Genomic DNA, 14344 nt, shown 5'->3' with positions numbered 1-14344 from the left:
GCGTTTAAGATTTCTCACTACGTTTCGAAATGACAAAAAAGGATAAATTATGCCAATATCCCATCAATCAAATCCAACTCCTCTTTACTAAACTTGGTGTTTTCCAGGCATTTCAAAGAGTCTAACAGCTGCTCTGGCTTACTGGCGCCTACCAGTACCGATGTAATGCGTTCGTCTTTTAAGATCCATGACAGCGCCATGTGCGCCAGTTTCTGGCCGCGTTGCTGGGCAATAGCATTTAGCTTTTTGATCTTTTCAATCTTATCAGGTGTGATGCTATCCTCAGTCAGCGAGTCGCCGATCTTTACGGCTCTTGAATCTGCCGGGATACCTTTCAAATATTTATCGGTCAATAATCCCTGCGCCAATGGCGAGAACGGGATACAACCTACACCCTCCTCTTCCAGCACATCCAGCAAACCGCCCTCAACCCAACGCTCAAACATGGAGTATTTAGGCTGATGGATGATGATGGGCGTTCCCATTTGCTTTAACATTTGGATAGCTGCCTTTGCTTCCGGTGCTTTATAGTTAGATATCCCCACATACAAAGCCTTACCCTGGCGAACGATCAGGTCCAACGCAGCCATAGTTTCTTCCAGCGGTGTTTCCGGATCGGGACGGTGATGGTAGAAAATATCTACGTAATCCAGCTTCATGCGTTTAAGGCTTTGGTCAAGGCTTGACACCAGGTATTTCTTGGTTCCCCAGTCGCCATAAGGCCCGTCCCACATGGTGTAGCCGGCTTTTGATGAGATGATGAGTTCGTCACGATGGTCCCTGAAATCAGTATGCAGTATCCGGCCAAAATTTTCCTCGGCCGATCCCGGCGGCGGACCGTAGTTATTGGCAAGGTCGATATGGGTAACGCCGTGATCGAATGCGGTTTTAAGGATATTACGACAGTTTTCCATCTGGTCGTAATACCCGAAGTTATGCCATAGGCCCAATGACACAGCAGGCAGCTTTAGGCCGCTTTTGCCACTACGTTTATAAGGCATGGATTGGTATCTTTCTGGTGATGGTTGGTAAGACATGTAGTATAGATGTATATTAATTAATTGCGGATTAGCTTTCGTACCCTCAGGGTCTCCCAACGGGGACCCTAAGGAGGCACAACGCAGGGTCCTCTACGAGAGACCCTGCTGGGACAAATATATTTAGACTTACGAAGTTTTGAAAACTTCGTAAGTCTTTTAGTTAGTTCAGCTGCGGGTTAGCCTTTCTAAAATAGTTATTAAAAAACAACAGGTGATACTGTATTGAGTTTGCCCAATACTGCGAAGTATGCCCGCCGGGGCGCGCTGTAAAATCGTGCGGGATGTTACGCTCAACCATTTTATCGTGCAGAATGCAGTTTACTTTGTAAAAGAAATCATCAGTACCGCAATCAAATGTAATAGCTAACAAGTTTGGCTTGATGAGGTACAGTAAATTGGTTACTGCTGTTTTCTCCCAAAGTTCTGGGTTATCTGCATATTCGCCTAAACGTTTCGACATATCCCAGTTGTTAGGAAACGGGCGGATATCAACCCCACCGCTCATGCTGCCTACCGCGCCAAACAAATCCTGGTGACGGATAGCCAGGTACATAGCGCCTTGCCCACCCATGCTCAGGCCCGAAATTGCACGACCAGTTTTGTTTTTTATGGTCTTATAATTTTTGTCGATATAGCCTATCAACTCTTTGGTTATATAGGTTTCGTATTGATATTTGGGGTCTTTGGGGCTGTCCCAGTACCAACTGGTCACGCCGCCATCGGCACAAACTATCATCAGGTGATATTGATCAGCCAGCTCAGCAATACCTTTGTTAATACCGTAATACTGTTTATAATTACCGCCGGCGCCGTGCAATAAATAAACTACCGGGCAGGGTTTGCCTGTCTCGTAATCGGCAGGGGTAATAACCACCGCTTTTATTTTTTTGTGCATTGCATCGCTGTAGGTTTCAACCGTATCAACTTTTGCCGCTTTGGTAAGAGTTGCTGCAAAAGCAAAACAAGCTATCAGCAATAAATATTTCTTCATTGTTAGTATTAGTTAACAGGTTTAAAAGTAATGGCGCGCAGGTTAATGTATTGCCAGCCTTCGGGCACGCCGGTAACAGTAATAGTGTTTACGCCGGCTTTGGTGATCTTAATTTCGCCAAGGCTGTTTTTAACATAGCGGGTACCGCCGCCGGTGCCTTTTATCGGGGCCTTAACCGTTTGGTCGCCAATGGTAATGCTGATAACATTGTTATCGCCCGGCGCAGATGCCGGTGCTTCCATAGTATACGTTCCGGTTTTGGCGATGTTGATCTTCCACGAAGCTGATGATTTAGCCTCGGTCCAATAGCCTAAGTTTGGTGTCCTTGCGCCTTCTGACTGGATGCCGCCTTTTACATCAGCATCAAACGGACTCAATACAAACGATCCGTCAGCTTCTGCCGAAGGCACAACTACCGTAACATCAGGCTTGCCTTTTATTACCACTTTTATAACGGTCGAGTTTGCATCTAAAGCTGCACCAGGTACGGTAATTGTTGAACCATCCGCGGTTTTCCTGCTTTTTAAAGCCGAACCATTAGCTAATAATTTAGCCGACACGATCTGGTTCTGTAAACCCGGTATATTCAGCTCGCCGTTAGTTGGCCATTCAAACACATGAAAATAAAGCGTGGTATTGCCATTAACCGAAGCACCGGTAGTACACCTGCCCCAAGGCAGCTTGCGGAACGGGCTGGCAGTTGTGCCATAAATAGCCTCACCATTTACCTTCATCCATGCGCCCATATCGCTCAATATCCCCATAATAGGCGCAGGGAACTTACCGTTTGATTGCGGGCCAACATTCAATAAATAGTTACCTCCTTTTGAAGCGATATCAACTAAATTACGGATCAATGTCTGGCTTGATTTCCAGTGCTCGTCATAAGTTTTAAAGCCCCAGGTATCATTCATGGTCATACAAGCTTCCCAATAGCGGCCCGGTATACCCGTTGGCGGGATGTATTGCTCAGGGGTTTCCAAATCACCCTGTACACCGCCACCTAAACGGTTGTTGGTAATGATGTTTGGATATTTATCCAGCAGCGGCGTGATCTTAGCGGCGCGCTCCTTGGTCATATCAGTTGGTACGTCCCACCATAATTCGGCAACATCGCCATAGTTGGTTAAAATTTCTTTTACCTGCGGGATAGCCACTTTATCTAAATAATCGTCAAAGCTGCCATCCTGCTTTTTATCCCAATGGCCGCCTGCGGCTGCGCCGCCGGCATTGTTCCAATCGTTGGCCTGCGAGTAGTAGAAGCCCAGCTTCATGCCATACTTGCGGCAGGCATCGGCCAGCATTTTTATAACATCTTTACCGTATGGGGTGCGTTTAACAATGTTCCAGTCGCTTGCTTTCGAGTCGAACATCGCAAAGCCGTCATGGTGCTTGGTGGTGATAACTATGTATTTAACACCGGCAGCCTTGGCCGTTAGCACCCATTGCTCGGGGTTGTACTCGGTAGGGTTAAAATCTTTAGCGTAGGCCTGATAGGTATCCACCGGGATCTTGGCATCGTGCATTATCCACTCGCCCAAACCCGGGATCTTCTTATCATTATAAACCCCCGCCGGAACGCTATACACCCCCCAGTGAATAAACATCCCAAACCTTGCCTTGCTCCACCACGCCATGCGCGAGGTTTCAACAACAGCGTGTTGTTTGGTTGCTGCCTTTTTAGGCGTTTTATCCTTAGGTACATCAGCATTAGTAATGCCGGCATTTAAAATAAAAGCAGCGGCTATGAGGCCACTGCTTAAACCATAATATTTTTTCATTTATTCGGTCAATTTTGGTGAATATTCGGTAGTTATCTGGTAACTAATTATACTTTAGGCGCCCATCCCGGTTCGTAAGTACGGCTCCACAATTTTTGTGCTTCGGGGTCATTAATGATGTGCGCGTTTTTAGGGTCCAGGTGCAAATCGCGGCCAACGCGCCATGATATATTACCCAACTGCATAGCAACAACACTCTTATAACCTAACTCCACATCGCAATTTGGCGCTTTATTATCGCGGATACTTTCCAGGAAGTTAGCTACGTGCTGCGCGTCCATGCCTAAGCTTGGGCTGGCGGTGTTACGGCCCTGGATAGAAGCATCTTCTACCGGCCCGCCTTTTTTAATGGTTTTCACCACTTTGCCGGCAAGGTCATAAATGATATAGTCTTCGCCATCGGTATCCATGCTGCCGTTATCGCCATAGAAAATAACACCCCGATCGGCGCCTTCTATCTTGCGCCCGTTCGAGCTGCGGTTCTCCCACATCAGCGATACACGGCCCGGGTACTCTAACGTTACAATTTGCGTATCAGGTGTTTCCCACTCATCCTGGAACTGGTAACGGCCACCTATTGATGATACACGGGTAGGCAAATCAACACCCAATCCCCAACGGGCCAGATCCACTTCGTGCGTACCGTTATTTAACGCTTCGCCGGTACCATAATGCCACTTCCAGTGCCAGTTGTAATGGATCAATCCATCCAGATAAGGCTTGCGCGGAGCCGGGCCCTGCCATAGCTCATAATCTAACCAACTTGGAACAGCAGCCGGTTTATAAAAATTTGCACTACGTTTATTAGTATACCAGGCTTTGGCAAAGTACACACGGCCAATAACGCCGCTATGCAGTTCATTAACAGCCTGTATAGCCAGCGGTGCCGACCGGCGCTGCGCACCCATTTGTACTACGCGTTTGTATTTGCGGGCAGCAGCCACGGCCATTTCGCCTTCGTGCGGGTTATGGCTTAATGGTTTTTCAACATAAACGTGCTTGCCGGCCTGGCAGCCCATTATGGCCATTGGCGCATGCCAGTGGTCGGGGGTTGCTATGTATATGGCGTCGATATCTTTATCTGCCATTACCTTGCGTACGTCGCCCTCGCCTTTCGGGGCTTCGCCTTTACTGGCTGCGGCTACTTTTTTCTGAGTGATGGGTATAGTGCGCGAATCCACATCGCAAACCGTGTTTACCAGGCAGTTTGCCGACTTGGCAAACGTGGTACACATGCTGCCGCCCCGGCCGTTAAGGCCTATTATGGCTACGTGGATCCGGTCATTAGCGCCTATTATACGGTTGTAGCTTTTGGCAGTGAAGCCAAAAGTGCGGCTACCCAATGCAAGGCCGCCGGTTGTTATAGCCACCTTCTTAATAAAGTCTCTTCTTTTTTCCATGTGAGGTTGGAATAATTGGTTTATTTTTAATTTAGTTTGGGTAACTAAGTTACAATTAATTCAATACCGTGGATAAAAAATTGATGGGGTGATTTGTAATAATTTGGATAGGGTTGGGTTAGAGATTGGAGGTTGGTGATTAGAGGTTAGGTATAGGGCGGTAAATATTAACTAATCACTATAATGGCGTTCCCTGCGGGCCACGCCCAAAAACATCCATTATTACACTAAACACACTACCTTAATAGTTTATTAATATTAAAAGCCTAAATATGCACCGGCTATAATTGCCTGAAGTTTAAATACACCAACATGAAAATATTATTTGGCACCCTGTTATTGTTATCATTACCGTTAATGCGTACCGATGTAGGCGCAGACAATACCCCCATCAATAAGATCCAGATCATAGGGTCGCACAACAGTTATAAAAAAGCGATAGACCCGGGCTTATTTAAACTGATGCTGGCTAAGGACCCTAAATCGTACAGGATAGATTATGAGCATATCCCGTTGGAAGGCCAGCTGGATATGGGCCTGCGCAACCTTGAAATTGATATTTATGGCGATAGCAAAGGCGGCAAATATGCGCATCCAAAAGGTTTGGATTACGCCCCAAATCAACCTGCTTTTGATGAAAAGGGCGAAATGAACGAGCCCGGTTTCAAGGTATTCCACATAATTGAATATGACTATCGCAGCCAATGCCCTACGTTTAAAGATTGCCTTACCCAGCTAAAAAACTGGAGCGAGGCGCATCCCGGGCATAACCCTGTATTCATCACTTTAGAGGCTAAGGACGATCCTGAAAGCAAAGCCGCCAATGTGCCCGAAACGTTTACCCCTGCCCTGTTTGATGAGTTAGACAATAACCTGTTGAAATACCTGGGTAAAAAACATTTGCTAACCCCCGATGATGTACGCGGCAAAGCCGAAACGTTGGAGGGCGCCGTATTAACCAAAGGCTGGCCCACTTTAAAACAGACACGCGGTAAGTTTATCTTCCTGCTTGACGATCAAAAACGCAAACGTAATATGTATATGGACGGCCATCCGTCGTTAAAGGGCCGGGTGCTATTTGCCAATGCCGACCCGGGCACCCCCGAAGCTGCCATGCTGATCCGCAACAATGCTAAAAGCCCGGAAATACCCGGGTTGATAAAGAAAGGCTACATCATCCGCACCCGCGCCGACAGCGATACCGAACAGGCCCGCACTAACGACAGATCTTATTTTGAAGCCGCCTGCAACTCGGGCGCGCAGATCATCACTACAGATTACTATCTGAAGAGCACACATTTTAAATCAGACTATGTGGTGTTTTTTGATGGGAGCGATAAGTACTTCAGGTTGAACCCCCTCTTTGCGGGTAGTAAGTAACAGGCTCATATTGGCCCGGGATTAAAATCCGGGCCAATGGGCTAATCCGTTTCCGCGACGATTTTTTTTCTTTTCAACATCAATCGGGTCGCCAGTTTATTTTGTTTCCGTTCTTCATCGCCCAATATAATACCCCAGGGCTGAAGGCTTTCTACGCGGTCAAAAATGATCTTTAAAACGGCGATACAAGGAATAGACAGGAACATTCCCGGAATCCCCCAAATCATTTCGCCCGCAACTACACCCAGGATGGTAATTAAAGCATTGATCCTTACTTTTGATCCCACTACCAGCGGCAGTAAAACATTACTATCTATCAGGTGCGTTACAACTAATGTAACTATCACCCAAACAGCCTGCGTGCTATCCGGCGAGGTGCCCAGCGTAACTACCGCACTAATAACCAGCGCTGTAAAGATACCCACATACGGAATGATATTAAGCAGGCCGGTAAGCAGGCCCAGTAAAATGGCATACCTCACCCCCATACACGTAAACGCCGTGCTGACCCCAATGGCCACAATACCCATCTCGATAAGCAAGCCGATAATATATTTACGGATGATATGTTGTACCTGCTCCATGATCTCATGAACAGTAGCCTTGTTTTCCTTCAGGAAAACAGATTCCAGGAACTTCATAATAAGCGTACGGTACAATAAAAAGAAAAACGTATAAATAAACGTGAACACCAGGAACAAAAGGATAGCGGATACCGATAGTACAGTTGCCCCTACCGCCGCCGTATCCGGCGAAAGCACCTTACTGGTGGCCTCGTTAGCTACCCTGAGCTGTTTGCCCCGGGTGATGTGGAAATTGTCCTGCACCCAGCCCCTGAACTCCCAAAGCGAACTTTTCATCTGCGCCTGAAACTGCGGCCACTCTTTAAACAGGTCGGCGATCTGTGTACCGATAACGTAGATCAATACACCAATAAAACTAAGCAACAGCACCACCGCCACCATGGATGCAGCGCTCCTGGGTAAGCGTAGCTTATACTCAAAAAAGGCCGCTACCGGTAAGAGTAAGATGGAGAATAAACACGAAAATATAAGCGGTGCCAGTATTTCCTTTGCAGTAATTACGATGAACCCAAGCGCGATCAGGCTAAATAATACTGCCGCCAGCTTGATATAAAAAGGGAAATTGTTAAATGCTTTAAGGTCCATTGCTATGTTGCGTTAATGATGTATAAATATACACCGCGATCTATGAACATCCTAACCTCATTTTAGTTTGCCGGGTCGTGGATCTGCAAGGCATTGCGTAGGGGGATTGCAAATCCCCTGTAAATTTGGTCCGGGATTATAATTCCGGACCAACGGACACAGTTGGGTAATAAGCCGGGACTTTTTTATACTTTTAAACTAAAACTTATTGTCATGAAAAAAATCTGCGTGCTGTTGCTTTGTTTATTTTCGTTAAAAACGCTGGCACAACAAACCGATACTGTTTTTCTTGAAAAACTACTCCAATCACACCCCGAATTATTCCAGGGGATCCTTAACCATCCCACGCATAATGAAGTTCAGTTACTTTATACCCAGATCGACCGCGATAAACATAATATCCCGCACTTTAAATCGTACAGCTATCGCCTTAATCCCAAACATTACTTTTACCCTGCCAGCACGGTAAAGCTGCCCACGCTTATATTCGCGCTGGAGAAAATACACGAGCTGCATATTAAAGATCTTACCCCGGAAAGTACCATGCTTACCGATAGCAACTTCCGCGATGAAACCCGAGTAACTAAAGATACCAGCGCTACGAACGGGCTGCCCAGCATTGGCAACTATGGCAAAAAGATATTACTGGTGAGTGATAATGATGCTTACAACCGGCTGTACGAATTTGTTGGGCGTGAAGAAATCAACAAGAAACTGCAAAAGTATGGATTAAAAGACACCCGTATTTTGGGGCGCCTCGCCATTGGCGACGGCGGTGACCGCGCCAGGCATACCAACCCCATACGTTTCTATAACGGCGATAAACTGGTTTACGCCCAAACTGAACAGGTGGATAACAACAACTACCCGGTTAACGTGGAAAACCTGTTACAGGGCAAAGGCTATTTAGACCGGAACGACAAACTGGTTATGAAACCTTTTGACTTTACCGACAAAAACGTTTACCCCCTTACTGATCAGCAGGCAGTGCTGAAGCGCCTGCTCTTCCCCGAAGCATTTCCGAAAAGCGAGCGCTTTAACCTGACCGTTGACGACTATCAATTTATATACAAGTACATGAGCATGTACCCTACCGAAAGCCAAAAACCCACTTACCACAGCCCCGAATATTTCGCGGCTTATTGCAAGTTTTTATTTTATGGGGCAGACAGCACTATCGCTGTCAACCCCGATATCAGGATCTTTAATAAAATAGGCGATTCGTACGGCTACGATATTGACAACGCCTACATTGTCAATTTCAAAACCAAAACCGAGTTTATGCTTTCGGCTGTAGTACAATCAAACGAAGATGGTATTTATAACGATAATAAGTATGAATACACCACCGTTTGCCTGCCCTTTATGAAAAACATTGCACAGGTGCTTTATCAATATGAATTAAAACGGCCCCGAAAACATTCGGCTGATCTGCGAAAGTATAAGTTAAACCTTAATGTTAGTCCGGATTTATAATCCCAGACTTATTTCGTTGCGGATCTCTGATCCGCGCGGGGTATTGCGGATGGGGATTGCAAATCCCCTGTAATCTGGTCCGGGATTACAAATCTGGACCAACGGATAACATCAAGGGCGAAGGAATCATTCGTTTTTAAGTGCCTTAATAGGGTTGGCTAACGCGACCTGTAAACACTTATAGCTTACCGTTATAGCAGCAATCATCATAGTGGCAATACCTGCCGCGACGAACATCCACCAGCTTAGGTGTGTTTGGTAAGCGTAGCCCTGCAAAAATTTATTTAGCCCATACCACGCTATTGGGAATGAGATTGTCGCTGCAAGCATCACCAACGCTAAAAAATCTTTGGAAATCAGTGCTACGATATGCAATACACTTGCACCCAATGTTTTTCTGATACCTATTTCTTTAACCCTACTTTCGGCAGTAAAGGTAACCAGCCCAAATAAGCCCAGACATGATATCACAATAGCTATCACTGAAAAATATCCAAATAAGTTACCTACACGCAGGTCGCTTTTGTAAAGTTTGTCAAACTCGCCATCTAAAAATGAATAGCTGAAATCATAATCGGGGTTATATTGCTTCCAAACCTGTCCGATAGCTGCGAGTGTTTGCTGCATGTTACTGCCGCTGGTTTTGATATAAATTTTTGGATTTGCCTGCTTACTATATTGCAACACTAAGGGGCCTATTTTTGTATGCATATTTTGAAAATGAAAATCCTCCACCACACCTGCAATTACGCCCTTAGCGCCATCAACTGCGAAAGGTTTACCTATTAGCGGCCCTTTAAGTCCCGCTGTTTTTACAGCCGTTTCGTTCAGTATAAAATTGGAACTGTCAGCTTCAGTGCCTGTAAAACCAGCACCCGTTATCAGCTTAATGCCCATAACCTGTAAAAAGTTATGATCGACCGGCATCTGGAAAATTGCAAAAGATTGATTACCCGGCTTTTTGCCGTCCCATTCTACATTACTGGTCCCGGAGCTTGTGTTAATAATATCCACGCCCGATTGCGTAACCCCAGTGACAGATGGCAGGCTTAGCAGGTAAGCTTTAACCGCATCGTAATGGTTATGCATATTACGCATATCAAGTTCTATCACATTGTCTTTATTATAGCCAAGGTTTTTGTGACGAATATAGGACAGTTGATTGCCGATAACGATGGTGCTTAGCACCAATATAATCGAGAAACAAAACTGTACAGTTACCAATACTTTGCGTAGGTTGCTTTTACTACCTATGCCACTAAGCTTACCTCTCATGGCTTCTAAAGGTTTTAGCGATGATAGTGTAATTGCAGGATAAACTCCCGCCATTACCAATGTAGCCAATAGGGTAAGGCCGTAAACTTGCAGAACTTCTGTTGACCAGGGTTTAAACACAATATTTTTACATGAAATATTGTTATATAAGGGCATTACCAAATATATCAGACAGGTAGCCAATGTAAGCGCTATAACAAACATCAAAAGCGACTCAATAATAAACTGCATAAAAAGCCCCATTCTTGCCGCGCCTACTATTTTACGCAGGCTTATTTCTTTATTGCGTTTTGACGCCCTTGCCGTAAATAAGTTGACGTAGTTTATACAGGCTATCAACAATATTATAACCGCCACAATAAAGAAAATGCGCACCACCGCCATGCCCTGTTCTTCACCACTATCGTTATACAAGTGTATTTTAGCGATAGGGTTAAACAGATAAACAATATTATGGCTAAACGGGTTATCATAATGCTTAACATGAATGCCTCCCAATTTTAGCCCGACGGCTACAGGATTACTACCCTCTTTAAGCTGCACATAAGTATCATAACTATATCGTCCCCAATTACTGTTTAAATTTTTAAACTGGCCCGACGTATCATACGACAATTCAAGCTGCTTAAAGTTAAATATCACATCATACCCAATGGTCGAGTTGGCAGGCAGATCCTGCATTACAGCTGTAATAGTATATAGTTTTTTATCATCGGCAGTAAGTACTTTGCCCATTGGGTTTTCTTTGCCAAACAACCGCCCGGCCATAGTAGCCGAAATAACAATCGAGTTAGCATCATTAAACGGGCGATTTGTATTACCCTGCAAAAGTGGATAAGTAAACATGCTAAACAAAGAAGCATCTGCTATTCCGTTGTTTTTTTGAGTAACCCTCTTATCCTGGTATTGCAGCCAGTTTACATTTGAATTATTGGTAACACGGCAAGCATCCTCAACCTCGGGCAACTCATTTTTGGCATAAACAGCTGCAGCAGGCGGTGTGCTACTCCAGATATTATCTTCCTTAAATTTAGAGGCGAGTTTATATAACCGATCGCTTTTTACATTAAATCGGTTAAAGCTCATTTCATCCTTAACCCAAAGCAATAACAACATGCTGGCGGCTAAACTAACGGCTAAACCACTGATATTGATAAAGCTGTACATTTTATGGTTACGCATGCTGCGCAAGGCCACTGTAAGGTAATTTTTTAACATAAAGTATTGAAAAGAAATATCTTGATAGAACTAACAGTAATACTACCATCACAGTGCCACTTATTTAATTAATTGATTATTAAATATTTAACATCAACACACATTGATTAATCGAACGTTTTTGATACAGAACTGTTCGGTTTTGCAACAATGATAAATGCCTTTTTCGTCTTCGCTGGGGTCCCCTGCAAGACACCGTTGCGAAGACATTGATTAGAGTAACAAAAGAGATTACCTGCTTTACCCAGGCTGGCTAATAATTCAAAGATAAGCCAAATGCCCGCTGGGATTGCAAATTCCCCTACTAATTGGTCCGGGATTACAAATCCGGACCAACGGGAGGCGTACTCGTGACTTTTATTAAACTCTCTGCCTTGTCCTGCACTTCATACGCGCCAGGTATCTAATATGTGTGCACTAATCAACCGCCAATTTCCCGCTCTTAATCTCGTCAATTTGCTCATAAGTATAGGGTTTGTACACGGTGTCAAGTCGTTTGGCATTTTGTTCGACGGTTAAGTCAAAACCCGCTTCTTTGCGGCGCTGGTTTACATTAGCGGCGTCTTTAATAGGTACTACAAAACCAAACATTCGCTTTTTGCCTGTTTTGGCATCGGGGATCATAATTGACATAATTTGAGTACCATAAATTTGCTCCTTATGTTCGTTCATTAGTTTTCTGTCAAGCATTAACGCAACACAGGTAAACGGCAATTCGCCTTTTTTACCTGCCTCTTCAATCAGCAGGTAATATTTAGCGATTTTATTAGAATGCTGGATAACATAAAACACTGCTGTATTTTCAGGTTCGCCCACCATGGTTTTGCCGGGATAGCCGTATTGGGCAATAATACTTTCAACTTTTTCGATATTGGCCACATCGACCTTATTTATAAATCTCCATTGGTTTTTTTGTAATGAGTCCCTTGGGTAGCCCAGCATTTGCGCAAGCGTATCTTTTCTTTGGTCCTTGGTTTCTGTGTCAAAAAATTCTCGTACGCCCTGGTCCCGCTGTAAAATAGTATCAAGCCTGGCTTTTAGTTTTACGTTGATCTGGCTTTGTGCAAAACAGTTAAGGGCCAAAAGCCAGGTTGTTAAAAAGAGCAGGGTTTTCATAGATGATAGTTTAAGTTGAAATGATTAAGTTGATTTATAATATTACGAACTTTTCGTAGATTTATTGCATCAACTGAATCTTTTTTTATCACCGAAGAATCCCTTATAAATGTGGTCAGGGATTATAAATCCGGACCAACGGGAATGGCAGAACATTGCAGACCATTATCAACCATATGTCTGATTGGGGGTATGCTACACAGAAAAGTAATTACCGGAAAGTAGTAGCTAAGGTAAAATAGCTTATTGGTGTTATCGGCAACAACTACACCAGCAATTAAATTGCTTTAGTGATTTTTTGCCGCCAAATCGTATTTTCGCCCTGTGGCCAAAGCAAAACCCAAACGTAAGCCGGTAAAGAAAAAAGGAAATGTTTCCTGGAAACTGGCTTTGACAGGCTTCTTGCTAATCATCCTGTCGCCGTTTTACTACGGCTATGTGCTCAAAATATTCAGCGCCACCTGGCAATGGGTGGCGGATATAGGCGAATCACCCAATTACCGTACTTACCATAGTTTCGGAATTAAGATCCCGGTTAAATATAAGCTGCACGGGATCGATGTATCTTACGCGCAGGGAAAGATCGACTGGCCGCGGGTAAGAGCGATGCAGGAGGACAGTGTGCGGATCAGGTTTGCTTTTATCAAAGCTACGGAAGGTTTACTGACGGTTGATCCTTATTTTAAACGAAACTGGCGAGAAGGGGCAAAATCGGGGATAGTTTGCGGCGCCTATCACTTCTTCCGACCGAAGAAAGATGGGCTATGGCAGGCGCGGTTCTTCCTGCAGAACGTGAAGCTGGAAACAGGCGATCTGCCTGCAGTAGTAGATATTGAGGTACTGGACGGCGTATCACCGGACAAGATGCGAAGTGCGCTGCGGGCATTCATCAATAAGGTCGAAAAGTCAACCGGTAATAAACCGATCATTTATACCGGTATCAGCTTTTATAAAGATTACTTGGCAGGGCATTTTGATGGTTATCCGCTATGGATAGCGCATTATTACCAGGAGGAGCTAAAATTAACTAAGGGCACTAACTGGTGGTTTTGGCAACATTCGGATATAGCCCGGGTTAACGGGATAAACCATGTGGTTGACTTTAACGCGTTTAAAGGAGACAGCCTGGATTTTCAGCGTTTATTGGTGCGTTAATCTTATTCCTCCGGATTTGTAATCCCGGACCAACGAGTTATTTGATCAAAGAAACGCCTTAACTAACTGTTCCCATTCTTTTTCCAAAGACAGATCAGGGCGGGTGCGCTTTGCTTTGCTATACCAGTAGTCAGCGTTCCAGGTATCGCCTTCTTTACGGTGCAGGTAGGCATGCACCCAGGCCGATTGTTGATCCGTTAGCTGATCAACCTGCGCATGTGCCTCGTGCCAGTCGCCTTTGCCATCGTACCAAAGGCTTTTTAGCTGTACAGACAGGCCGCTAAGGGGCTGTTCTAAATTTAATGATTCTTTAAATTCGGCTAAAGTTTTCATAGGTGTTGAT

At 44.7% G+C, this 14344-nt stretch carries 11 protein-coding genes; 3 read left to right on the top strand and 8 right to left on the bottom strand.

Annotated features, from left to right (window positions below; genetic code table 11):
• Nucleotides 1–47 precede the first annotated feature (47 nt).
• The 4 genes from mgrA to ABIB50_RS24665 all read right to left on the bottom strand — a co-directional run bounded on the left by mgrA (nt 48) and on the right by ABIB50_RS24665 (nt 5212).
• Nucleotides 48–1037, bottom strand: a complete 990-nt coding sequence (gene mgrA, locus ABIB50_RS24680) for an L-glyceraldehyde 3-phosphate reductase (RefSeq protein ID WP_429384252.1) — start codon at nt 1035–1037, stop codon at nt 48–50.
• 163 nt (nt 1038–1200) lie between these two features.
• On the bottom strand, nt 1201–2031 hold the full coding sequence (locus ABIB50_RS24675) for an alpha/beta hydrolase (protein WP_429384250.1): 831 nt from the start codon (nt 2029–2031) through the stop codon (nt 1201–1203).
• Nucleotides 2032–2039: 8 nt separating this feature from the next.
• Entirely contained in the window at nt 2040–3812 is a 1773-nt protein-coding gene (locus ABIB50_RS24670) for an alpha-L-fucosidase (RefSeq protein WP_429384247.1), read from the bottom strand.
• A 47-nt stretch (nt 3813–3859) separates the two neighbouring features.
• Complete coding sequence (locus ABIB50_RS24665) at nt 3860–5212, bottom strand: Gfo/Idh/MocA family protein (protein WP_429384244.1); 1353 nt, start codon at nt 5210–5212, stop codon at nt 3860–3862.
• A gap of 312 nt (nt 5213–5524) precedes the next feature.
• On the opposite strand from ABIB50_RS24665, the gene ABIB50_RS24660 reads away from it, so the two are divergent.
• On the top strand, nt 5525–6592 hold the full coding sequence (locus ABIB50_RS24660; RefSeq protein WP_429384241.1) for a phosphatidylinositol-specific phospholipase C1-like protein: 1068 nt from the start codon (nt 5525–5527) through the stop codon (nt 6590–6592).
• A 41-nt stretch (nt 6593–6633) separates the two neighbouring features.
• Here the strand turns inward: ABIB50_RS24660 and ABIB50_RS24655 are convergent, their stop codons facing one another.
• On the bottom strand, nt 6634–7761 hold the full coding sequence (locus tag ABIB50_RS24655) for an AI-2E family transporter (protein ID WP_429384238.1): 1128 nt from the start codon (nt 7759–7761) through the stop codon (nt 6634–6636).
• A gap of 213 nt (nt 7762–7974) precedes the next feature.
• Here ABIB50_RS24655 and ABIB50_RS24650 point away from each other — a divergent pair, with 213 nt between their 5' ends.
• Nucleotides 7975–9237 carry a serine hydrolase gene (locus ABIB50_RS24650; RefSeq protein WP_429384237.1) on the top strand — a complete coding sequence of 421 codons (1263 nt, stop codon included), beginning with the start codon at nt 7975–7977 and terminating at the stop codon, nt 9235–9237.
• 126 nt (nt 9238–9363) lie between these two features.
• On the opposite strand, the gene ABIB50_RS24645 is transcribed toward ABIB50_RS24650, so the two are convergent.
• Nucleotides 9364–11730, bottom strand: coding sequence for an ABC transporter permease (locus ABIB50_RS24645; RefSeq protein WP_429384234.1), 2367 nt, complete (start codon nt 11728–11730; stop codon nt 9364–9366).
• A gap of 417 nt (nt 11731–12147) precedes the next feature.
• A complete protein-coding gene (locus ABIB50_RS24640) occupies nt 12148–12846 on the bottom strand; it encodes a DUF6624 domain-containing protein (RefSeq protein WP_429384231.1) in 699 nt (232 codons plus the stop codon).
• A gap of 324 nt (nt 12847–13170) precedes the next feature.
• Between ABIB50_RS24640 and ABIB50_RS24635 the strand changes: the two genes are divergently transcribed.
• Nucleotides 13171–14001 (top strand): glycoside hydrolase family 25 protein, encoded by an 831-nt coding sequence (locus ABIB50_RS24635; RefSeq protein WP_429384229.1) that lies wholly within the window; start codon nt 13171–13173, stop codon nt 13999–14001.
• Nucleotides 14002–14046: 45 nt separating this feature from the next.
• Here ABIB50_RS24635 and ABIB50_RS24630 read toward each other — a convergent pair whose 3' ends face one another.
• Nucleotides 14047–14334 carry a hypothetical protein gene (locus ABIB50_RS24630; protein WP_429384227.1) on the bottom strand — a complete coding sequence of 96 codons (288 nt, stop codon included), beginning with the start codon at nt 14332–14334 and terminating at the stop codon, nt 14047–14049.
• Nucleotides 14335–14344 lie beyond the last annotated feature (10 nt).

The sequence above is a fragment of the Mucilaginibacter sp. UYCu711 genome (assembly GCF_050433825.1).
Taxonomy (GTDB): Bacteria; Bacteroidota; Bacteroidia; order Sphingobacteriales; family Sphingobacteriaceae; genus Mucilaginibacter.
The sequence above is the reverse complement of the archived record's forward strand: the minus strand, read 5'-3'. Positions and strand labels throughout refer to the sequence as shown.

Bases quoted from the DNA above. Each gene is read 5' to 3' on its own strand.
- ABIB50_RS24650 (WP_429384237.1), top strand. From the start codon at position 7,975: ATGAAAAAAATCTGCGTGCTGTTGCTTTGTTTATTTTCGTTAAAAACG.
- ABIB50_RS24665 (WP_429384244.1), bottom strand. From the start codon at position 5,212: ATGGAAAAAAGAAGAGACTTTATTAAGAAGGTGGCTATAACAACCGGC.
- ABIB50_RS24660 (WP_429384241.1), top strand. From the start codon at position 5,525: ATGAAAATATTATTTGGCACCCTGTTATTGTTATCATTACCGTTAATG.
- ABIB50_RS24675 (WP_429384250.1), bottom strand. From the start codon at position 2,031: ATGAAGAAATATTTATTGCTGATAGCTTGTTTTGCTTTTGCAGCAACT.
- mgrA (WP_429384252.1), bottom strand. From the start codon at position 1,037: ATGTCTTACCAACCATCACCAGAAAGATACCAATCCATGCCTTATAAA.
- ABIB50_RS24645 (WP_429384234.1), bottom strand. From the start codon at position 11,730: ATGTTAAAAAATTACCTTACAGTGGCCTTGCGCAGCATGCGTAACCAT.
- ABIB50_RS24640 (WP_429384231.1), bottom strand. From the start codon at position 12,846: ATGAAAACCCTGCTCTTTTTAACAACCTGGCTTTTGGCCCTTAACTGT.
- ABIB50_RS24670 (WP_429384247.1), bottom strand. From the start codon at position 3,812: ATGAAAAAATATTATGGTTTAAGCAGTGGCCTCATAGCCGCTGCTTTT.
- ABIB50_RS24630 (WP_429384227.1), bottom strand. From the start codon at position 14,334: ATGAAAACTTTAGCCGAATTTAAAGAATCATTAAATTTAGAACAGCCC.
- ABIB50_RS24655 (WP_429384238.1), bottom strand. From the start codon at position 7,761: ATGGACCTTAAAGCATTTAACAATTTCCCTTTTTATATCAAGCTGGCG.